Origin of the sequence: Nitrosomonas oligotropha, assembly GCF_009833085.1 — a bacterium.
In the GTDB taxonomy this organism is placed as follows: domain Bacteria; phylum Pseudomonadota; class Gammaproteobacteria; order Burkholderiales; family Nitrosomonadaceae; genus Nitrosomonas; species Nitrosomonas oligotropha.
Genome location: NZ_QRBZ01000026.1, coordinates 48725 through 73115 on the forward strand (window position 1 = coordinate 48725; position 24391 = coordinate 73115).

The window sequence follows — 24391 nt, forward strand, 5'->3', positions numbered from 1 at the left end:
CCGTGCGTTTAATCACCGCAACCTTTCTTTCCTTCCTTGATGTCTTTCACACTGCAATCGCCATAACTCACCACATCAGTGCTCAACATGCTGACTCCCTTCTGTTTATTCTTGTCATCCTGATCGCGCCCGGAGCCTCCACGCGACGCGGATTGCGATGCCGATTGCGCCGCGCTGGCAGCAGCGCCATCCGCCCCGGCCACGCCGGTCGGCGCGACAACACTGGTTGGCACACCCACCGTGCCGCCCGAAGCTTGAATATTGGAAGCGCCAATCACCGCCGTTGCTGCGATCACAATTTGACTGCCGCTGATACCCGCTTCACCGGCATCCACCACCCCCACCGGTGCGGCCAGTACCACATTTCCCTTACCGACCGCTTGTATGCCGCTGCCGGACACGATCGGCGGGAAAATGGTGACGATGTTGCCGCGTTCGTCTACCACGCTGACTGGCGGCGGTGCGGAGATCGCTGATTTAGCGCCTTTACCGGCATCGATACTGCCTTCGGACGACCACACGAGAATGTCTCCACCGAGTAAGGTAAAGACGCGAGACTGATTGACATTGAAATTGTCATTGACTACAGCACTGAGATTACCCTTCTGCTGCACGACCAGACCCAGTTGTTCCGGGGTTTTACGAATCCCCGCCAATTGTCCGGCCAGACCGACATCGACATTACCCCCAGGCACCGCCAGATTGATGTCGCCACCGTCCAGCGTTTTAATCTGACTGAATACCAAGCCGAGATTTCCGCTATAGGATTCATCCGGGAAAAGCGTTTTGATCGCTTCAAAGCCGCGTTCGTAAAGATCCTTGCGTTTTGATTCGGGCGCAGCCGCCGCAGCCGATGCGGATTCTTTGATTTCATTGTAAAAAACATTCAACAACGTACCCAGATGCTGTCGTTGTTCGGCTTCCGGCAAATCGGCAAGCCCTTGCAGGATTTTTCGGTATTTGTCGGTATTCTCATAACGCTTGATAAAACCGGTCAAATCCATTTTCCCGGCTAAACCGGTCAGAATCGTAATCGCCGCGCCGCCTTCGTCGCTCAACGTGCGGTTGAATAAATTACCGATGGTTTGAATGCCGTTAGAGCTGCCGAGATTGATGCTTTCCCCAGCCAGCACTTGCAATTGACCTGGCCCGCCAAGCTCCAGCTTTCTGATATTGGAAAGAATATTTCCATCGTTATTGATGATCGTGTCGTACAGGATATTTCGTCCCGCCTGTACGCGAGTAATATCATCAGCCGCCAGATTCTGGCCTTTTAGGGTCAGATTCTTGATGTCCCGGCCAGCAACAAACTCGGCAGCTTTGGGTAAATAAAAGGTCGCTTCCTTATCGGTGGCGAATGCGATGTCACCCAGATGCGCAATGACCGCAGGTTTGCTGGCGTTGCCCAAATGCACCGGGACCGGCGCATTGATAAGGAGCGGATCCGGCGTGGTCAGATTAAGACGTTCGCGCGCGCGGATAATACCGCTGACCAAATTACCTTCGACTTGCTGCGCGGGTGACGCGATACCTGGCAGCAATGAAATATCCGTATTGGACATGCCGATATTAAAGAACTGCGCGGCGCTTCTATCTGCGGATATATTTCTCTGCGCCAGCAACTCAAATTGACCTTGGGATGACGGAAACAATGTCATCGAATTATTGACACGAATGTCGCCGGAGTACGCAACCGTTTTCAAAGTGCCGGGATACACGCTGAAACCGAATCCCGGTTCGGCGCTGTTATTCAGGACTACGCTGCCGCCGGTTGTCGAAAGTGCAATTGCACTGCGATCACTGTAAGTAAAGAAGCGCGAATCGGTACCGCCGGAACCGGCCGGTAAAGAATCCTGGCCGCGTATCGTGGGATTATCCACCGATGCCACAACCAGGTCATTGCGCGCACTGACATTGACCTGCGCATCGCCCAGATGAAGTGCGGTGCCTGCTTCCGCCGATGCGGAATAACTGCCACCCGCGGTTATATTGGCTTGTCCCTTGCCGACATAATATTCACCACCGGCGATGTTATTGCCCGCCGTAACCGACAATGCGCCACCGCCATTAATCACCGTACCGTTAGCGCTCCAAGTGGTGGAAAAACCGGAAATGGCGTTAATCGTCCCGAGCGGCTTACCCGTGGTAGGCAGCATTGCGGATAAATTGCGGATATCGCCACCGGCTTCAATCGTAACTTCACCGCCGCCAAGCGCCCCGACATTCTGGTTAAATGTTCTAACGCCGCGGCTATTGAAAGTATCGCCGCTGATATTGATACCCCAGGCAGTGGGCCTGTGATTCACATCCCAAACACCGCTGCGCACCAGCCAGTCACTGATTTTTTGGCCGGTAGCAATGCCTTGTATGTCACCCCCGGCATGGATCGAGATATCGCCGCCTTGCGTCGGGTAATCCGCCACAACAAACTGCGTGCCCAGCAAAACCTCATTGGCAAAACCATACCGCAACACGCTGTTTAACCACGCCGGATCGAGCCGGTTCAAATAATTGGCGTCAGACTCGCCGGAAAAACGCGCAGGAGCGCCAGGGATACTGCCCGCTAATAACTGACCGCGCGTGTACTGTGCGGGGGTACCCATGGTATACATCGCTGCCGCGGCTTTTGCATCGTCGGGATTACTCAAGTAGCGCACATCATTTCCCGCTTCCACATCGATACTGCCGGTACCTGTCCGGACAACCACCTGGGCCGGGCTTGATCGAGTATCGGTTGCTGCCAGATTGATATCGCCGCCTGCATATAGACCATAACTCCAGGATAAGCCTGGCTGTATCATGTCAGGGAAACGGTTTTCCGGTTTCTGGCCTACGATGGGGGTTCTCGCGAAGGCGTCGGTTAATGAAGCATTGATATTGAGATTGTTATTGGCTCTCAGAGTGAGAAAGCCCGGCAATGTTTTTTGTCCGTCCGAAGCCGAATAGCGCCAGTTGGAATCCCAGCTCAGCGTTTTTTCATTCCACGCACCTTCCATGAAATCCCAGCGATCTTGCAGCGTCAAATCACCTTTGCTTTGTATTTCTATGCCCGGCAAAAATTGCAGAGCCGTTCCGGAAAGATTCGCCAGCGACGGCCTGTTCGCCATGAATGCAGCGGTGTCGGCTTTCCACGCTTGAATGGCATCACTCGTAATCACCGATTGACCGGAATAAACCCGGGCCGCTTCGAGCACAGCGTGATTCGGATCAGCGCCGGTAATGCGCGTATTGATCGCTGTAACGTTAACGGCATGATTCGTATCCCTGCCGGTGCGTAAATGGACATCCCCGCCAGCGCCGCCACTACCGCCGGAAACATCGATCGTTGCGCCGGAAGCGGATAAATCCAGCAAGCCGCTGCCAGTATCCTGCCGGTGCACGGTATCCAAGGTCACGCTGCCGCCTTGTGCGCCATTCGCACTTGCTTTAGCCGCAATTACGCCGGTGGAGCCCAACGCGATGCCATTAGCGCCATAGATATTGACTGAACCGGCAGCATCGCCCCCGGCATCGATCCGGCCTGCAATAGTGACTTTCCCTTGATCGGCAGTCAGATTGAATTGATCGGCTTTGATCGTATCAGCCGCAGCGATTGCGATATCGCCATGACGCTGGCGCAGGCTCAATTCCTGATTAAATCCCGCTTCCGCTAATTTGGCATTCAACGCCGACAAACCATCCGCGCCAAAATTATCCGCATCCAAGCGGATGCTTCCGCCTCGGGTGTTTGCAGAAGCCGATGCATCAATGTCGCCATGCCAATTGAACTGACCTTTGGGAACTTGAACGTGCAACGTACCGGCCTTGCTGGCATGCTCAATCTGATTGGCTGCGCTACCCGCCGCACCGGCAAGACGGATGTTCGCATCGCTTTCAAAATTAATATTCCCGGCATCGGCCGACAATACAACGCGCCCCGCTGGCGCATATCGAGTCAGTTCTGCGAATGGCACGGCACGGCCCGAAACATCGATCTGCGCACCGTTATTCAGATTGATATCACCGGCCAGCGCATGTAACTCAAGAATACCCCCCGGCAGATCAAAGAAACCATTACCGGCAATTGCATTGGCTGTTAGCGACCATGCCGATCCCAGCCCTGCCGATCTTCCCGGCACAGTGCTGCCCAGCCGGTTAAAGTTGATTTGGTGACCACTGGCATCAATACGCGTAGTGGAACCGGAATTACCGGCAAAATAAGCGGCATTCAAATTCAGGTCTCCGGCTACGCTTAACGAACCTGGCTTGGCCAAAGTGCTATTGCCGGTTTGCGCATCCTGCATTAACCCCAATCCGGTAATCGCATTGGACACATTGAAGGTGGCGTTACCGAAACCGGAAATGGCATAGTCGCCTTCCGCCAGCAGAATATTTTTCGCATTCAGCGTTAACGCGCCTGTGCCCGTGCCGGTCCGAGCGGAATTGAAGCCCGGATTTCTGAAAGTAACGCTATCCGCATTGATCTGCGCACCGAGACCCGCATTATTGAAGCCATTGATTCGCGCCGCATTGATATCAAGCTGCTTCGATTGCAAAACGACATCGCCGTACAAATCGAAATCGGATGTACTGATCAACTTCAGCTCAGTGAGATTCAAGGGAATATTCTTCAGCACCAGCCCTTCGGTGCCAAGCGGCGCGGCGCCCGCGCTGATGCGACTGGATTTCAACGCCAGCGAACCACCATTCATATCGATAAGACCGTCGAATACCGTATTTCTGGTGGAATCGAGCGCCATTGAAGCATCCGCTTTCAGCCGCGCGCCTTCTTCAATGGTCAAAACACCGGTACTGCCGGTAACACTGCGGTCACGGTTCAACCCTACTTGATTGAAGGAAGAAACCCGCAACAATGCACCATCGCTATTGGTTGCCCCGCTGTTCTCGATAAACAGATCCGCTGCCGTGCCGCTGCCATCTTTTTTGCTTTCGATCAGCGCACCGGAAGAAACTCTCACTTCATCACGCGCCGCGAGAATAACTTCCTGGCCCTGCAAATGACTATTTCCATCGATATTCAGGTTTTGTGCGGTTACCGTTACCCGCTGCCCTCTCGTATCTTTTCCACGCACCCCGCCGAGCAGCAGGCTGGGTGCATTTAAGCGATTCAGATCGTCAGCCAGCAATTTGACTGTGCCGGGAACCGGCGCGAGCAAATCCTCCTGGCGGCCTACAATGGCTAAGCGGTCGGCACTGATATCCACTTGCCCGCCCCTGCCGTTTTTGGCTGGAGACGCCGCCAGATCGGCTGCCAGCGTCAGATGCTCACGTGTGGTGATTGCCAGACTGCCCGCATCCTCGGGCAACTGTGGACGGGCGATGCCCTTTTGCTCTGCTGCTTTGGCAAAAAACTGATTGGCAGAATAATTGGTGTACTCGGAGAAGACTCTCGCCTGTGTTCCCGGCGCCACCGAGAAACCTTGCGTGCGGGGATTTTGAATATCGGCGGCGGCTGTGCCATAGTGCCCGGAAACGATCGTTGCACCGGTAAAATCAGTAAAGCGCTGGCTCGGTGTAATGTCCGGAATGTCCGGTCTTGGTGTGACCAGATACGCGCCGGGCAACAAGGCGTAGTGTGCGGGCAGTAAGGCATACCAGCCTTCTTTCAAGGCGGAACCGGCGCTCAGATACACGCTATCGCCAACATGCAAATTCGCTGATGAAAACTCCAGCGGATCGATCGGCGTCAGAGCCGGATTGAAACCTGGCAGCACTGCGAATTTAGGAACATAACCGGCAACACGCGAATCCAGAATATCGCGTGATCCGCCCGGACCCGGAATGAATTCGTAGGCATACAAATCGCCACCGCCCGACAAATCAAGCTTGGCGCCTTGCTGTAACTCAATGTTGGTGCCCGTCAGCACCAGCCGTTTTTCCGGCGGCGACGAAATCAGCCGGTTAATTGCGCCATCGGCTGTCATCGGGTACAACCAATTAATACCCGCCGCACCGCGGCCGAACGGTACGGTTAAGCTGTTGCCCGATACCGAAGTATAACTGCCGGGCGCCAATTCCAAATAATTGCCGGCATTCAGATTGATACTACCGAATGGAACCTTGATGGTGCCTTGCTGCTTAATGTTCGGCGCGTTGATCGTCAGACTGCCGCCTGCGGAGAGCACAGGTGCTTGTGCACCGGCGCCTTGCTGAATGGTCAGTGTTTCCTGGCCTGTACCGCCGAGCGCAAAGGTATAGTCGGTCAATGTCGCGGTATACAATTGCGAGGCGGTTATCGCCAAATCGCCCGCAAATTTGAATGTGCCGAGAAAGTTTTTCGTGTCCGGTCTTATCTGAATGCCCACGGCACGCACATCGCCTTCGCTGAACAATTCAGCCTGGCCAAAACCGTTAAAACTCAGGCCGCCAACCAAATCAATCCCTTTCGCCGCCACCGAAAACCGCCCTGCACCGCCTGCTGCATTCGGCGCCAGCCGGGAATCGAATAAGCCTTGCGATAATTGCGTATCGATACGGCTTTGCGTGGATCCCAGCGCTGCATAGGTCGTGTTCAGACTGACCTGGCTACCGGAAGTCTCGATACTCGGCGTATCCAGAATGATTTCCTTATGTGCTGCCAGCTGCATATCGCCATTAAAACGAATGCTTCCGCGATATTGCCCATCGCCGCCAAGCACATCGGTTTTAAGCTGTAATGCGTTGAATCCCGAGTGGCTTAATTGATCATTGTTGAAAAAAGCCAAGCCATTGTAGCGTTCCGTATTGATATTACCGCCCAGCGATAAATCGCCCGGTATCACAGAGTCTGACGCGGCTGAAATGACAATGCTGCGCGGTCTATTGGTAAGCGCGGTCACATCGTCCGGGAAAAAGCCGCCGCCCACGGGAAATTCGGGTTTATCGCGCAGCCCTTTGTTGATTTCGGCGGACAGTGTGCCGCCGCCGGAAGCCGTGCCGCCATCCGCCTTGAAGGTACCGTCGATTAGCATTCCTTCGCCCGCTTTCAAAGTGACTTGACCGCCAAACGAAGGAATATCGCGCGAGACCGGCACAAATGCATTGCCGCTTTGATCCGGTTCACGAAAATCAACGCGCTCGCGCGTACCGCTCACATCGATTAAAGAGCCGGCATAACTGACGATGTAGCCCCTGTTGGCGATGAGATCGATATGCCCGCCCGGCAAAACATCGCCCATGTGCAAGCCATAAGGATTCAACTGTTCTTTGAAAACACCCCGTGCATTCAGACTGCTGTTTGCACCCAGCCAGATGCCTTGCGCGTTATAAAAACCGGTGTCGCCACGCGCTGGCGGATCGATGGTTGCGCTGATTGTTCCGGCGGGTGCATCGATGCTGCCTTCGATCAGGATAGAAGTTGCCGAATTCATCTCAACCCGGCCGCCGATATCGGTTTTAATCGATGCGCCTGCGCCAATTTTCAATTGCTCCTGGCGATTCTGCGCGATCGACGGCGCGACTGAAAGATGCAGATTGGTGGGCTGGCGGATGGCTTCCGGTAATGTCACGATCGAACTGAATGCCGTCAAATCAGCGCCGGTAGGCTGGGTAGCAGCATTGGTCGACAAATAAAAATTCTGCTGAACGGGACGGACGCTGACATTATCGGCCACTTTCAGTCCGTAAAGATTCGCGCTCAAACTAAAATCGGAGAAACCGCCTTGCTGGAAAAATTCCGGCGCCAGCACCAAAGGCTGGACAGCCGAAGCGGAACGCGCGGGCACATCCGCGGCGCTGCCAATAACCACTTCATTGGAAGCCAAATGCAGCTTACCGCCTTGATTGAGCGCGAAGGCCGATAACTCGCCATCGAGTATCAAGCTGGATGATTTACCGCCGGGCTCGACAGTGGCCGCTTCAAGATGAATCGATCCGCCGCGTCCCGCCCGGGTGCCGCCAATGATTTGCAACCAAGCGCCGCCATTGGCATTGATCAGGCTGCCATCATTTAACCGCAAATCCCCCTGTTCGCTGATCAGCGTGACCGAGCCGCCATCAACCGATACCGAAGCCAATGGCAAGCCCGAACGGATGTTTTGCTGATCATTCACCCAACGCCCGCTGACATCGATTTGTGAATGCGCGCCCAAGGTTATGGGGTTCGGCAGCAACTGATCGCTATTGACGACCACCGGCTTGAAAGTGATTTCTCCGGACGGTGCTGTCAGCGATCCTTGAATTTCGCTACCGCTCGCCGCTACCGTCAACTTGCCGCCTATCGGCAACTCAAGTTGCACATCCGGGCCGATGGTAACCGAACCGTTGGTCGTGACACTGACGTTCCGCACTCCGGATTTTTTCAGATTTTCCGCATCGATATTCAGTGCGATGGGTTCTTTTTTATTAGCCTCGCGCGGTATTGGCGCATTCGGTTTCAGTGCCGGTACCGGCGGATCCATGTTCTGGCTGAATACGACGTTTTGTTTACCGAACAGGTTGTTCTGGCTTAAATCGATCGACAGATTGCTGCCATCGGCGCGCTGAGCTTGTTGTCTTTGCAAGGAACCATCGACAGTCGTGCCATCCAGAACACCATTGAGCATCGCTTCATAGGTATTAATCGCCAGATTACCGCCTGCTTTACCTTCGATATAGCCGTGCTCAAAGTGCTTGAGCGCCATGCCGGAAATCGTCCAGCTTTCGGTAATGCCCCATTTCGGATGAAATTTAGTGAATTGATTCAGGATGGCGTCATAAGGACGGTTGGGATCGGCGTGTGCAATATCGGAAACAAAGCCGCCGGAAACTACTTTAGTGGTTTCGATATAGCCATCGCGATAGGCAACCGTACCACCGGAGAAATCTATCTTGCTGCCTGCTTGCGTAATGACATCGCCGCTGGAAGTCAAATTGATGGAACCGCCCGCTGTGCTGCGCTCATCGATATTCCGTTCAATACGATCAACCGCACCCTTGATATCGGCGATCGGAATGGTGGCGCTGGTCAGTACGCCGGTATTCGGGTCATAAACCAGCGTTGCATCGCGCAAATCAACCGATACTTTCTCGGCAAATAAAACGCCATTGCGTTGAAAAGGGGCATCGCGCAATTCGTTCTTGCGCAACTCGACTTGCACCACATTACGTTCCATCGGTAACACGACGTTCTTGACCCCGGATGCATCGATTATGCTGCCGGTTTCAAGATAGATGCGGGCGCTTCCTTTAATGGACGCATCGGCCAGATTATCCAATGCCTTGACATCGATAATCCCGGACTTTGCTTCGAGCACGGAGCGTTCTTTCAAATGAACTTCGTGTGCGCTGATTTCAATTCTGGAGGATTCCTGCGGCTGCGCATCGATGGCCTTCGCCGTCTTATCGGCATCCAGGTCAACGCTGGTGCGGCTGCCTTCGGCCAGCGTCACGGTAGCGCTTTTGCCTAAACCATCATCCTTTTCAGTTCTGCGTGTTGTAACACTGCCTGTTAATTTACCGCCCGTGCCGCTCGGATCCTGAATGCCTTCACGCGCCAGCAGCCGGACTGATCCGTCCAATTGCACCGACGTAGTCGCCGACGCAATGCCTTCCTGATTCACGGCAAAGCCGATCAAACTGGCATTGCCGCGCTCCGCCAGAATCTTACCGATATTGTTGACTTCACCGCCGGTTCCGACTTCGACCAAAAGCCCGCGAATATCGGATTTGGTGCCGGCCTCCTGCAAATACACTTTATCTTGCGCCCCGGCGAGAATGGTCTGTCCGCCCGGTGTTTGAATCGTACCGGCATTGGTGACCACAGGCGCCGCCAGTATCACACGGCCGCTATCACCGCTGGTTTTAATCTGCGCGCCGGGTTCGACAAAAATCTGAATCTTTATTTTTTCGCCATTCGGATCCAGGATGAACTGCCCCAGCTCGTTCTTCAGATAAATTTCATTTTTGCCTTGCAAGGCTGCGGCATTATTGATATCGAAAACCTTGGTGATACCACGCTGGAATGTTTCTTCGCTGATACCCAAGGTAGTGGCTACCAAGGCATTCACATTGACTTGCGAATCCTTACCGAAAAGAAAGCCGTTTTGATTGACCAGATAGACTTGGCCATTGGCCGTCAAGGAACCGAGAATACGGCTGGGATCGGCCTGGTGAATATTGTTTAATGAAATAGCCGTTGCGGAAGGCTGATCAAATCTGACACTGTTATGTTCACCGATATTGAAGCTCTGCCACTCCAGCGTCGCCCGGTCCGAGATCTGTTTAATAATCATGTTGTCACCGGAAATACTGGCGGCAGCTTGCCCATGCGATGCGAGTGCGGCAGAATCAACCGGCACCGGCAATTCGGCGCGGACATCGTAACTGTTGCTTATCAAGGTGATGCTACCGGCCAATAGAGTGCGTATCGCCAAAAACAATGGTTTTAGCTGGAAACTATCATTCGCGTATGTTGATTGTTTGTTCTTGTTCTTGTTCATACTCAACCTCTATTTGATAGGCGCTCAGAAAAATCTAAAACTCGTAATTCAACCGGAAGTCAAAGCGCTGATCGCCCACATCGACTTTTCCTTGCCGGTACAGCGGGTAAGCCCAGTCAAACTCGCCACTTAAGAATTTGTGCAATTGCATTCTGAAGCCTGCACCAGCGCCTGCCAGTTTGTAGAAATCAGGATTCCGGGGGAGCGGCTCTTTAATCCATAAAGCCGCATAATCGAAAAATATGTGCGGACGGAAACTGCGAATGATTTCCCAGTTGGTCGGTTGAAGCATCGGGCTCTGCAATTCAATCGAAAAATTAACGCCGTGATCGCCCAATTGCTGCGTCATGTGGTAACCGCGCACGCTCTGATGACCTCCGACAGAGAATTGCTCATTACTGATGAGCGGTGTATTCGTGACTTGGCCTCTTGTCCGTACGGCCACTCTGAAGTCGCCCGGCAGCTCTTGCAAATGCCTGGCCCCTAAAGTCAGATAAGCATAATTGGCTTGCGCCTTGAAGCGCCGGTCTTCAAATTCCTGCGTTTCATTTCCCAAGCCGCGTACCGCAAAATTGACAGCAGCATTAATAGATGTCACAGCTTTGTTGTAACGCCAATTTCCGTCATAGCCCAATTGAAATGCCGTGTACGAAATGGGAGTGGAATTCTCGTCTTGCCCCTGAACGGTAATGGCTTGGTTAAAATTTTTGTAGTCAAAACCGAGAACCAGATTATGGTTGTATGTTTCCCGGGTAGCCAAAGGCTTGGTCAAACGCGCGCCATAGATCGTACCGGCGCCGACAACGGTCAATCCGCCGATGGGTGTTCCCAATTTGGTATTCGAGTCAATGCCGATACCATACATCGCCAGGCGGGTATCGGAAAAACCGGTCGGCATCACATAAGTGCCCGACCACACCTGAATCTCGCTGGGATTTTCCGGTGTTACTTGATATTGAAAAGATGCGCTATGGAAACGCTGCCATAAGTTGTCATACCTTAGTGTGCCAACCAGGCGCGGACGCGTTGTTCCTTCCGGATTATTGCCGTGAATTTCCAAACTGCCGTGCAGTGGAAATGTGTCGGCAACCCGCAATTCAACTTCGGTTTTACCGGGTGTGGAACCCGCCCGGAATATCGGCGTGACTTGACGGTCACCCGATTGCTTGCCCAATGCGGCCACTTGTTCTTGAACATCCGGCATATGCGGCACTTGTCCCGCAGCCAATGCGGGCACTTGTTCACGGATTTTCCCCAAAGAAAAATAGCGCGACCCGGTAATCTTCAGACGTTCGATAGTGCCTTCCATGACTTGCAACCGAACCTGCCCTTCCACCACATCCTGCTCGGGGATTTCAACCAGCACGGTAGGATAGCCTTGCTCTTTATAAACCGCTTCCAGGGCTTGGCGGGCGCTTTCAACATCGTCGATGGATTTGTCGTAACCCAGAAATGGATATACCGTTTTCTCGATTAATTGTTGTTCCAGGATGGTATTTCCATCTACTTGCAGCACCAGCAAATCGAATTTTGGCTGTGTTTGCCCGGCATGCACCTGTTCCGATGATTTTTGATCTCCCCACGCAGGCATGGATAGACAAGACGCAAGCAGTGAAATTAATAGAGGCAGTATCATCTGGAACATGTAATTAGCAATTCATTAAAAGTAATGAAACAACGCGAACAAAATAACGAAGCATTATTTAGGCAAAGAAAGTGCATGTGCTCAATGCACAACTCTCATTTATATTTCTTTATAGATTGATTAGTAAAAGAAAATAACCGGATTCTTCAAAAGCGTTCGCTATGCCCCAAAAGAGGCATAGCGAGTCAACTTATCAAATGTCCTGGAATTTATTTCAACTCAAATTCCGTCACACTGGGATCCGCAACCGGTGCAACTTCCAGACTTGGATATGGGAAAGCTTTAGGCGTGCCACCCACACTCAAATGTGTATAAGGAACGACAGGATTGTTTTCGTTGAATGGAACCGCACCCCTGAAACCGCGAGGATCTTTTGTGGTAGCAAAAATTCCGGAGCGGCCGAAGGTCAGATTGGAATTCGCATTTGCAGCAGCAGCCACGGTCGGGCTACCCAAGTCTTGTGCAAAAGCGATCAATGCACGCGCTTTAATGGCCCAATCGGGATCCCATGGTTTTTCGATTTTCCCCAGAACCACGCCTTCCGCCCAGTAGGGATAGGTGCCGGCAGCTACGTTAGCGATGGTCGGTGCATAGCCATCGATTTTGATATAACGCCAGCCTTGACCGCCGGTGCCTTCAACCGTTGCTCCCGCGTTGCGGTCACCGGACTGGAATGCTATTCCCCAGCGTTTGGCAAAACCGGCGCCATCCGAGACATTGTTCCATCCGGTGCTGTTTGTGCCATTTTGCCAATCTTTCAGCAAATCATCGGTCGGTCTTGCACCACCCGGAGCCTTGACAATAGGTAAAGTCGATTCTTCTTCAAATTCCCCATCGGGAGTAACCGGTGCGGGTGGATTTGATCCCTTGGCAAAAGGATAATTGAGCAACTTGGCATGACCTACAGCCCCGATTGCCGCGCCTCTGTTACGGCGGCTGATGGCGACCGGTGTTAATTGACTGCCCGTTACCGATTCTTTGGCCGGTGCATCGACACCCGCATCGGAAAGAATCTCTGAATCGGTCAAGCTTCTGACTTGATTGCCATGGAGCTTATCAACAATCTTCACTTGATCCCACGCCGATATTTTTCCTGCGAATAACGAAGCCAGGAAAGTACGGTTCAGCGATGGCAAGCTTTTATCGTCATAACGGCCGATGACTGTGTCGCTCGGCAATTCTCCGGACCGGATTTGCGCAGCCTGCAAAACACGGTACAGATCTTCGGTGACACTAATGCCATACACCAGACCGCCGGTTGATAGTGCTGCAAAAGTATCCGGGAAACGATCGATATTAGTCGGCCAGTCGGCTTCAAACTGACCGGAAATCAATTCTTTAACTTGCTCGGGATAGTTCTCGGTGCCCGGTTTCAACAGAATGTCGGGGTCGACGCCAAGAAAACCAGCATCTGAAGGTACCTTGGCTAGGTAGGTGCTGGCATTGGCGCCGGTGATGGTTGCAACCCAGCGTTTGGCTCCGTCCGCTGTCCAGGCGGTTTGCGGCAAGCCTTGGATATTCAAGTGTTCAAGGGGAATACCCCGGCCATCATTGGCCACCAGAGGGATAACCCCGTAACCGGCCGCACCGTAGGACCGTTTCTCAAACAGAATTTTCCGTCCTGCCAGACCTTCACCTAACGTTGATTTGCCAATAAAGTAATAAGCGCGCCAGCGGCCACCGATAGAACCGGTTGATGTTTTATCACTAAACCAGTCATCGGTTCCCGGTTCAACCAAGGAACTTACAACCGCCAAATCGATCGCTCTGTCCTGTGCAGCGCCACCGGATGTGTAGATTACGATATCAGGCGGACCATCATTCCATGGCGTCAACGCATGCGCCATATTCGAGCCAGCTAGCAGAGACAGTGCTGCCGCAAGACTTTTTAGTTTGTTTATTTTCATGGTGTAATCCTTACTGTAACAATAAGAGGAGAATAAGGGCTTGATGCTCAGTGGCTATACAACCAGCCCCGCAGAGCATTAATGGTGCATTGCAAATACCATATTCATAGTGATACTTGACTCTCGTGACCAATCCAATCCGATCACTTGCGCGCATTATAAGATTGAGTTTCTATATAAGAGAAATAATATATAAATATATTCTTATATTCTTTTAGAATATAAGAAAGGCTTCCTTACCAAAATTAACTGCAAGAAATTACCTCTAAGAAGCACTACCGACGCCAATCAACGCATTGGTTGCACGTTGCCTGACAGCATTGCGAGAATAAAAACAGAAGACCGGAAATGGGGCGCTGTATCGATGTCAAAGCGCAATCCGCACGTCCGTGATGGAGAATTGCAAGTTAAAACAATAAATGCGAACATTGCCACCATAGACTTTCAAGACATGAATATCCGCACCACTTGAGAGCCGGATTGATAATCTAAAGTAAGAACTTTTAGCGAGAAACATTGGAAAACACACTCATTCCCTACCAAGCTGTTAGAACAATCCCTGGTAATTGCGCACTCGTATTTGCTCCTCACCCCGACGATGAAGTATTCGGTTGTGGCGGAGCCATTATGCGCCACGTTGAACAAGGCATTCCTGTTCACGTTATCGTAGTATCCGATGGCGCTTATGGTGCAAGCGAAGAGACAAAAGCTGAATACATTCTGCAACGTCAACAGGAGAGTGTGGCCGCAGCTGAGATACTTGGCTATGGCGCACCGGTTTTCTGGCAACACCAGGATCGGCAAGTCTGCTATGGCGAGAAACTGATTCAGGAAATTCTAACCGCCATCCGTGAAACCGGCGCCGATCTGGTTTATGTCCCATCGGTTTTTGAAATGCACCCGGATCATCGCGCGCTGAGTATGGCAGTCATTGAAGCTGTCAGACGCATTGGCGATACCGTCAATATCGCGTTGTACGAAGTCGGCATTCCATTGCCCCCCAATCGGTTACTCGATATCAGCGATTTGGTTGCACGTAAGGCCGCCGCAATGGCCTGCTTTATTTCACAGAATACAAAGCAGCGTTACGATCAGCATATTGCGTCGCTGAATCACTACCGCACTTATACGCTGCCGGCCGATGTCACCGCGGCAGAAGCCTACATACTCCTTTCCGCGCAAGAGTTAGCGAACGATCCGCTCAAACTCTATCAATCCGAGCACACCCGCCAAAAATCACTGGGACTTCCGCTGGATGGCAGCGATCTGCCACTGGTCAGCGTCATTATCCGCAGCATGGATCGGCCCACGTTGTCCGATGCACTGGACTCCGTGGCTTTGCAGACTTATCAGCATATCGAAGTGGTGGCAGTAGACGCAAAGGGGGAAGGTCACCGGAAACTGGACGAATGGTGCGGGCGCTTTCCACTCAGAACCATTGAAAATGGTGCGCCGTTAGATCGGAGCCGGGCAGCCAACATTGGATTGCATTCAGCGCAAGGAAATTATCTGATTTTCCTCGATGACGATGATTTATTTTATCCGGAACACATCGCCAATCTAGTTACTGCGCTACAAAATCATCCCGGCGTTCGATGCGTATACTCTGGCGTTCGCGTTGAGCACTATGTGGATTGGCGACTTCAGGAAGTCACTGCATTTAACGAACCTTACGATCAGCGCCGTCTTTTGGGCAGAAACTTTATCCCGATTCATGCCATGCTGTTTGAACAGTCTTTAGTCACGCAAGATCATTGCTGTTTTGATGAAAACCTGCAGGTATTTGAAGATTGGGATTTCTGGATTCAAGTCGCACAGCACAGCGAAATATTGCATATCGACAACATTACCGCCATTTACCACAATTATGGACACTCCGGCTTAGGACTCCAGCAAGATAAAACTTTTCTAAAGGAATCGAGAAGCAAAGTTTACGATAAATGGAAAATGCTGCTGACCGGTAAGCAATTGGAAGATTTAATTGAATACCGTGAAGACTTGATATCCAGCTTTCGCAGCCAATTAGCGCATAGTGAACATTTGGGATTCAATCTTCGCAATCAGTTAGCGGATAATGAGCATTTGATATCCGGTCTTCGCAATCAGTTAACGGAAAGTGAACACTTGATATCCGGTCTTCGCAACCAATTAGCTAGTTGTGAACATCAGTTGGCCGATAACGAGCATTTGCTCGCTTCACTACACAGTCAACTGACACAAAACACAATTGCCAGTACGCAGCGTGAGCAATCCCTGCAAGCAATTATCAGCGATCTACAAAAAACAATTCATGACCTATTCCACTCAACCTCATGGAAAATCACGGCCCCTTTCCGGTTCCTTGTTCGAATACTCCGTGGACAGCATCACGCTGCTTGGGATGGGGTACGGCGCAGAATTTTCCCGTTACTCAAAGCCATCTATTGGCAATTTCCGGCGCGATGGCGTAAACATGCATTGCATATCGCTTACCGCATCGCCGGCCCACTGTTCTCCGGGATAGGACACTATGAAACATGGCGTACAAGCAAGGCCGTTCATTCGACCCCAGGGACTGTGGATTCCTATGGCACTCCGGCAGGCATGGTGGATCTTTCCACGATTGCACCGCTAGCAACACCGCCAGCCGGACGCATTGCGATCCACGCACATATTTTTTACGCGGATCTGGCAGCGGAATTTGCAAGCTATCTAGGTAACATGCCTTTTCCATATGACTTGTTTATCTCAACGCCCGATGAGGCAACAAGCCAAATATGCCAGCGTGCTTTTTCTCGTTTGCCGCACTTAGGGCAATTAATCGTCACTATCGTACCCAACCGCGGACGCGATATCGCCCCCATATTTTGCACTTTTGGCGCAGCGCTGCAAGAATATGATTATATAGCGCATATTCATAGCAAGAAATCGTTATATACCAATGGCGCAGCCGATGGCTGGCGCGAATATTTGTTGACCCATTTATTGGGCAGTCCGTTACAAATCCAGAAAATCTTTTCATTGTTAACCGGTGACAAAAATACCGGCTTTATTTATCCGCATAATTCAACCGTTCTGCCTTATTGGGCCAATACTTGGCTCTCCAATAAAACCAACGGATATATTCTGTGTAAAAAACTGGGCATCGCCGATTTTCCAATCGGTTATTTTGACTTCCCGGCTGGATCGATGTTCTGGGCGCAATCCAAAGCATTGCAACCGTTATTCAACGCTCATCTTAAAATCGAAGATTTTCCCGAAGAAGCCGGACAAACCGATGCGACACTGGCGCATTGCATTGAACGCTTATTCGTCCTGGTCACCCGGAAATCCGGCCATAATGCGGTCATTCTCTGGGATAAACCATCGAATCACTGGTCTCGCTGGCGCATTGACCAGTACCTGTCGCACAAACCGGAAGACATCCATACTCAACTCAAAAACCCCGCCATACGCCTGGTAGTATTCGATATATTCGATACATTGATCACGCGTCCGCTACTGGATCCTGAAAGTATCAAGCACATCGTCGCCCGGCGTGCCGGTGGCCAGGCAGGTCAGCTTTATCTTGAATTCCGCGCCGCAGCAGAAAACGAGGCGCGCCGGATTGCAGGATACGATGTTGGTCTGGATGCCATTTTTGAACAATTCGCGGCCTTGTCCGGCCTTTCAGCAGGCGTCGTTGAAGAAATCTGCGAACTTGAGAAAACCATCGAGCTGGCAATCGTGTCACCCCGCCCGGAAACAATTGCCTTATTTAAACTCGCTATCAATCTCGGCAAACGCGTCGTTCTTGCCAGCGACATGTATCTACCCAGGTCCGTCATTGAAACCATGCTGACGCGCTGTGGAATCGAGGGATGGCATAAGTTTCACTTATCTTCCGACAATCGGTTGAGAAAAGATACCGGTCATTTTTACCGCCAACTCCTGGCGGAAGAAAATGTATCTCCCCATGAAATCCTGGTCATCGGTGATAACGAACATTCCGACGTGCAAATACCGGTCGATATGGGATTTAGAACCCTACATGTTATGCGCCCTGTCGAACTTGCGCGGGCAACTCCGCGTTTTGAACCGGTTATCGAACGAGCTCTCTATCGGAATGCCCGGAATGACCTGAATAAGCAGCTTACACTCGGAATCATCACACAAGGCAACTTCCATCCCGTGTTCTATCCCCGCTTCGATCCGGCCGACTTTGTTCCCGCTTCACCCTGGGCGATTGGATTCACCATCGCGGGTCCCCTGGTACTGTCTTTCGTGCAATGGTTAGTTAAAAAAGCGGCAACCGATGGCATGAAACGGTTATATTTCCTCGCACGTGAAGGTCAAATACTCAAAATAGTTTACGATTTGTGGGTATCCGGTCAGGCGGATGCTGTTGCATCTGAATATCTGGTGCTCTCACGCCGCGCAATCACGGTGCCGATGATTTCGAATCTGGACGATATTTTCAAAATCGCATGTACTCACTATGCGCCCAACCCAATGCCGGATTTTATTTTTGAGCGGTACGGGTTAAGACTATCAGACGAAGAGTGTCAGGAATTGGCGCACCGCAAAATATGGCCAATGGAAAAAATGGTTGCGGTTGAAGAAGAAAATATCGACCATCTGAAACCGCTTTTGCAAGCACTCGAAGCGCGAATCCTGAATCAGGCTGAACAAGAACGCCCCGGATTAATGGCCTATTTGCATCATCTTGGATTACACAAAGACTCGGCTGCCGCCATTGTCGATATTGGTTATGCGGCGACAACACAAAAACGCCTCAATCAACTTCTGGGACAAAAAATACATGGCTATTATTTAATGACACTTGATTCTGCAGAGCAGGTTGCTTTGAAACATCAGGTCATTGCACAGGGCTACTATTGTCATTATGCTAAACCGACTGCTACCGAACCAATCATATATAGAAAAAGTTTTACAATTGAAAAATTTCTAAGCGCCGATGACGCGCAAGTAGTGTGCTACAGAAAAACCAATTCAACCGGTATAACACCCGAATTCCGCGAACAATCGCATGAAGAACGTCAAACTGCGGCGGTGCGCGCGGAAATCCGGCGCGGCATTCTGGATTTTGTTAACCAATCAATCAATCTGAGAGATAACTTATTAACCGATTTTGAAGTACCCGGAGAAATTGCGGAGGATCTTTTCTTGCAGTTTATTAAAAACCCTTCTGGATCCGAAACTGATTTGCTGCGCACATTAGTATTGGATGATTATTATTATGGCCACGGTCTGGTGCGTTAACAAACGATCACCACGTGCTATAAAATAGCCATCCAATTGCCGTTCCACAAAATATCAATTAGAAACCGTTGTATTTCAATTGGTTTCTGAAACACATCAATACCAACAAAAGCAAGCCTACAAATGACCAAATTATTCAAATACGTTCCAGCCGCAATAAACATTCTAAGAACACAAGGATTACGTGCGTTACTCACTCGAATCTACAAAAAGTGCTTTTCCACCCCTCAGATAGCCCCTCCACAGAAAAATGATTATGCAATAGCAACCCGCTATCACCCGCTTAGTTTTCCAGAGACCACCCATCCCGATATTTCCATTATCATCCCGGTTCACAACAAACATTTGTACACTTTCACCTGCCTTAAATCGATTTATGAAAACAGTGCGGACAGCACCTATGAGGTGATTGTCGTGGATGATGCATCAACCGATGAAACCGCCAGGATGCTCAATAACATCAAAGGAATTACAGTCATCCACAATATAGAGAACAAAGGATTCATCTATTCTTGCAATGCCGGGGTTAATGCCGCAAAAGGGCGTTTTATCGTACTGTTGAACAACGATACCATTGTCACTCGCGGCTGGTTGAACGGGTTAACAAACACATTCTCGGATTTTCCCGATGCCGGCTTGGTGGGAGTCAAACTGGTTTATCCCGATGGGAAGCTGCAAGAAGCGGGAGGTATCGTGTGGCATGATGCTTCAGCCTGGAATTATGGGCGCAGCGATGATCCGGAAAAACCGGAATATTCCTATTGCAGGGCGGTTGATTATTGCTCGGGTGCTTGCTTAATGATTAAGCGGGAGGATCTTCTCGATCTCGGACTGTTGGATGACTACTATACCCCGGCTTATTATGAAGACACCGATCTCGCTTTCCGGGTCAGGAAGATTGGCAAGAAAGTGTACTATCAGCCCGCCGTCACGGTCATTCATTTTGAAGGCGTGTCTTCCGGAACAGATGTCACACAAGGCACCAAACGTTATCAGACGGTTAATCATGAAAAGTTTTATCGACGCTGGCGCGAAACGCTGCAATCTCACCGCACCAACGGAGATATGCCCCATCTTGAGAAAGAACGCGACGTCAGTAAGCGTGTGCTGGTCCTGGATGATCTGGTTCTAATGCCCGATAATGATTCCGGCTCATTACGCATGTTTAATTTATTGCATATTTTCAAGAAACTAGGATACAAAGTCAGTTTTATCGCAAAAACTCTTGCATACCATCCGGTTTATACGCGAAAAATGCAATCTATCGGTATCGAATGCTTTTATTTGCCTTATCTGGAATCGATTGATTCGCATTTGATGGCGCATGGGCATCTATATGATGTTGTATTAATCAGCCGGGTAAACGTCGCCGAGCAATTCATAGATACCGCAAAAAAATACTGCACAAATGCCATGATACTGTTCGATACGGTGGATCTGCATTTTTTGCGTGAACAGCGGCAAGCATTGATCAATCAGGACAAGCAGCAACTGGCCGCAGCCGAAAGACTAAAATTGCAGGAATTGAGCACTGCGCGTAAAGCGGATAAAACATTATTGGTCAGCCCGGTGGAAATTGAATTGTTTAAACAAGAGGCTCCCGATGTTCCGGTAGCGCTATTATCGAATATTCATCAAAACCAGGAAACTGTTTACGGATATCAAGAAAGAAAAGATATTCTGTTTATCGGCGGCTTCGAGCACCGGCCTAATGTCGATGCCATGGAATTTTTTATTAATGAAATTTTCCCGATACTTCATTCATTAAAAACGGATTTAAAACTTTTGATTATCGGCTCCAATATTCCCCCAAAAATTGCCGCTCATGCGTCTTCGCATATCATTATCAAGGGCTTTGTATCAGACATAAAGCCAATTTTTGATCGTATCAGACTATCTATCGCCCCCATTCGTTATGGCGCTGGCGTTAAAGGCAAAATCAACACCAGCATGACGTACGGTGTGCCGGTAGTTGCAACCACTGTGGCAGCCGAAGGAATGAATCTCACGCACGATAAAGACATCCTGATTGCGGACACTCCGGAAGGCTTCGCCAAGCAAATTGTCCGCGCATACGATGATGAACAATTATGGACAAGTTTGTCCAATGCCGGAAAAGTTAATATCGAGGAGCATTTTTCATTTGCTGTTGCCGAACGCCAACTGCGCACTATTCTGCAAGATGGCCGGAATTCCAAGAATACGGCCAATCAAGCAATGAATGCTTGAGTAAATCATACTTCATCATGCAACCTGATCATGCTCTGCAAAACGAATGACTCTTACGCAGAACCCTTTTATTTCTGTCATCGTCGTCAACTACAATTCCGGAGAGATGCTGTCCAAAGCGTTGTCCGCATTAGCGGAGCAAACTTACGCAAATTTTGAAGTCGTTGTAATCGATAATCACAGCATGGATAATTCCTGGCAAGCGGCCGAGAAAACAAACTTCCCATGCCGCCTTGTCCGCCTCAACGAAAACACCGGTTTCGCAGCTGCAAATAACCTCGCTGTAGCGGATTATATTCAAAGTGATTGGATTTTTTTTCTGAACCCCGATGCTTATCCTGAGCCGGAATGCCTGGAAGTAATTGTAAAAAATATTAATCGGATTCCGGACGTCGATTGTTTTGCCTGTGCACTGATTGACGCGAATAAGCCATCTCACTTGGATGGGCTGGGCGATGCTTACCACATATCCGGATTACATTGGCGCAGCGGCCATGGATACCCTTGCGATATCACTCCCAATCAGCCGGTAGAGATTTTTTCAGCATGTGCAGCTGCGGCAATATACCGCACCGGAACATATCGCCGGTTAGGTGGCTTCGATGAAGCTTATTTTGCTTACTCTGAAGATGTCGATCTTGGTTTTCGTCTGCGGCTTATTGGTGGTAAAAGCTTGTTACTACCCGATGCTAAAGTCCATCACGTCGGTTCAGGTATCACAGGAAGCTCGAGCGACTTCTCTGTTTATCATGGGCATCGTAACTTAACCTGGACATTTATCAAGAATATGCCCAGTCCGCTCATTTTTATCCTCTTGCCGGTCCATCTAGCCATGATTCTTTACGTGGGATTTTTTTATGCTGCTTCTGGCCGTCTTAGGCTTTATTTGCAAGCTAAAATCGATGCCTTTAAGCATATCGGATCATTATTGAAGGAAAGAAAAAAAATTCAGAGTCAGCGGGTCTGTTCTAGCTTAAGCTTGCTGCAATTGATGGCTTGGCTGCCGCGCAGAACTGTTATTAAAGCACCGGCTAAACTAGAAAATACAACCCATTGACACTGTGAGATAATTACCGATAATACTGAGCAGCGGTTATTTCACCTCATAGCGGCTTTATTTGAAGATAGACAATGCACGCTCCACAACAAATCTGCCACAACATAAAAAAACGATGCACACAACCCATAACGGTAATAATCGTCAACTATAACGCCGGACGAATATTAACCCAGTGTGTTCAGGCCGTTTTGCAGCAAGTTCAGCAAGTCTTAGTCATTGACAATGCTTCATCTGATTCCAGTCTGTCAGAACTTGAATCCAGTTTTTCCGCAGACAATCACCTCCGGATAATCCGCCTCAATAGTAATGCCGGTTTTGCCGCCGGTTGCAACACTGGCTTTGGCGCAGCAACGCAACCCTATGTGCTTTTTTTGAATCCGGATTGTATTCTGCAGGAAAATTCACTGCAACGTATGCTGCAGGTAATGGAATCGGATCCTCGGATCGGCATGATTGGCGGCTATCTCATTAATCCGGATGGCTCCGAGCAAGGCGGCGGACGGCGCGCCATACCTACGCCATGGCGGGCTTTCGTGCGCGCCTTCGGTTTGCATCGTCTGGAAAAATATTGGCCGCAGCTGTTTTTTGATTTTCATCTGGATAAACAGCCTTTACCCCAAACCCCCATCGAAGTTGAAGCGATATCCGGTGCATTGATGCTGGTAAGGCGTCAAGCCATCGACGATGTCGGCCCCTGGGACGAGCACTATTTCCTGCATTGCGAGGACTTGGATTGGTGCATGCGGTTCAAACAAAAGAACTGGAAAATTGTTTTTGTGCCGGATGCGCCGGTTGTTCATTTCCAGGGAACCTGCAGCCGCGCCCGGCCGTACTTCGTTTCTTGGCATAAGCATAAGGGCATGCTGCGTTTCTACCGGAAATTTTTCCGTCAGCGCTATCCCGGCGTATTAATGGGACTGATTACACTAGGTGTATGGCTGCGCTTCAGCGCCACAGTGCTAGTCTACGCGGCGCAAAATTGTTACCGGACGTTAAAATTCAAGCATGAATGAGCAACGCGTCGGATTGCTGGGTGCAACAAGCCTAGTGGGGGAATGCTTAATCAGGAAGCTGATCGAGAATCACTGGCATATCAGCGCATTTTCCCGTCAGCACATTACAACCGCAGCAAACCACCCGCAAATCACGTGGCAGCAATTTGCTACAATGGATAGCGCAAAGGTTTGCAATGAAAGCGATAAAATCCGCGCTTGGTTATGTGTGGCGCCCATTTGGGTGTTACCCGGGCATTTCGATCTGTTATCGGCTTATGGCGCTCAACGGATCATCGTATTATCCTCCACCAGCCGTTTCACCAAAAATACTTCATCCGATCCCGGCGAAAGGAAAATTGCACAACAGTTGATTAAAAGCGAAGAGTTACTGCAAACATGGGCTGCCGCACATGAGGTAGAATGCGTCATTTTGCGGCCGACGCTGATTTACGGATACGGGCGTGACAAAAACATTGCTGAAATTGCACAATTTATCCGCCGGTTTGGGTTCTTTCCTTTGTTCGGCTCAGCGAGCGGTTTGCGGCAGCCTATCCACGTGGAAGATGTGGCCGCTGCATGTTATGCCGTGCTGAGTAGGGAAAATTTAAGCCGCCGGACTTACAACCTCAGCGGCGAGGAAACTTTGACCTATCGCGCAATGGTTGAACGCGTATTCGCGGCGATGCACCGTACTCCACGCATGTTGACAGTGCCACTATGGCTTTTCCGGATCGCAACATGGGGACTGCGATGGCTGCCGAAGTACCGCAATTGGACCACGGCAATGGCGGAAAGAATGAATCAGGATTTGAAATTTGACTGTTCCAAAGCCAAACGGGAGCTAGATTTTCTCCCTCGATCATTCAAACTGACGGCACAAGACTTACCCGATCAACACTAACAATCACAGTCGACAA

The 24391-nt window shown here is 50.4% G+C and carries 8 protein-coding genes; 5 read left to right on the forward strand and 3 right to left on the reverse strand.

The window, feature by feature from the left end:
- Positions 1-8: 8 nt before the first annotated feature.
- The 3 genes from ABD07_RS08705 to ABD07_RS08715 form a co-directional block, all read right to left on the reverse strand.
- Positions 9-10397 carry a filamentous haemagglutinin family protein gene (locus tag ABD07_RS08705; protein ID WP_160817958.1) on the reverse strand — a complete coding sequence of 3463 codons (10389 nt, stop codon included), beginning with the start codon at positions 10395-10397 and terminating at the stop codon, positions 9-11.
- A 34-nt stretch (positions 10398-10431) separates the two neighbouring features.
- Positions 10432-11988, reverse strand: coding sequence for a ShlB/FhaC/HecB family hemolysin secretion/activation protein (locus ABD07_RS08710; RefSeq protein WP_205010679.1), 1557 nt, complete (start codon positions 11986-11988; stop codon positions 10432-10434).
- A gap of 263 nt (positions 11989-12251) precedes the next feature.
- Positions 12252-13949 (reverse strand): hypothetical protein, encoded by a 1698-nt coding sequence (locus ABD07_RS08715; protein WP_160817960.1) that lies wholly within the window; start codon positions 13947-13949, stop codon positions 12252-12254.
- Positions 13950-14465: 516 nt separating this feature from the next.
- Here ABD07_RS08715 and ABD07_RS08720 point away from each other — a divergent pair.
- From ABD07_RS08720 to ABD07_RS08740, 5 genes are all read left to right on the forward strand, one after another.
- Positions 14466-19190, forward strand: a complete 4725-nt coding sequence (locus ABD07_RS08720; RefSeq protein ID WP_160817961.1) for a rhamnan synthesis F family protein — start codon at positions 14466-14468, stop codon at positions 19188-19190.
- Positions 19191-19313: 123 nt separating this feature from the next.
- A complete protein-coding gene (locus tag ABD07_RS08725) occupies positions 19314-21419 on the forward strand; it encodes a glycosyltransferase (protein WP_160817962.1) in 2106 nt (701 codons plus the stop codon).
- Positions 21420-21465: 46 nt separating this feature from the next.
- Complete coding sequence (locus ABD07_RS08730) at positions 21466-22476, forward strand: glycosyltransferase family 2 protein (protein ID WP_160817963.1); 1011 nt, start codon at positions 21466-21468, stop codon at positions 22474-22476.
- A 74-nt stretch (positions 22477-22550) separates the two neighbouring features.
- The gene (locus tag ABD07_RS08735) at positions 22551-23492 is read left to right on the forward strand and encodes a glycosyltransferase family 2 protein (RefSeq protein WP_160817964.1); all 942 of its coding nucleotides are present in this window, start codon (positions 22551-22553) and stop codon (positions 23490-23492) included.
- Entirely contained in the window at positions 23485-24375 is an 891-nt protein-coding gene (locus tag ABD07_RS08740) for an NAD-dependent epimerase/dehydratase family protein (protein WP_160817965.1), read from the forward strand. Before ABD07_RS08735 ends, ABD07_RS08740 begins: the two co-directional genes overlap by 8 nt.
- The last annotated feature ends 16 nt before the right edge of the window (positions 24376-24391 follow it).

Excerpts from the sequence above, each read along its gene's own strand:
- ABD07_RS08725 (WP_160817962.1), top strand. The coding sequence starts at position 19,314 with ATGACCAAATTATTCAAATACGTTCCAGCCGCAATAAACATTCTAAGA.
- ABD07_RS08715 (WP_160817960.1), bottom strand. The coding sequence starts at position 13,949 with ATGAAAATAAACAAACTAAAAAGTCTTGCGGCAGCACTGTCTCTGCTA.
- ABD07_RS08730 (WP_160817963.1), top strand. The coding sequence starts at position 21,466 with ATGACTCTTACGCAGAACCCTTTTATTTCTGTCATCGTCGTCAACTAC.
- ABD07_RS08740 (WP_160817965.1), top strand. The coding sequence starts at position 23,485 with ATGAATGAGCAACGCGTCGGATTGCTGGGTGCAACAAGCCTAGTGGGG.
- ABD07_RS08710 (WP_205010679.1), bottom strand. The coding sequence starts at position 11,988 with ATGCCTGCGTGGGGAGATCAAAAATCATCGGAACAGGTGCATGCCGGG.
- ABD07_RS08705 (WP_160817958.1), bottom strand. The coding sequence starts at position 10,397 with ATGAACAAGAACAAGAACAAACAATCAACATACGCGAATGATAGTTTC.
- ABD07_RS08735 (WP_160817964.1), top strand. The coding sequence starts at position 22,551 with ATGCACGCTCCACAACAAATCTGCCACAACATAAAAAAACGATGCACA.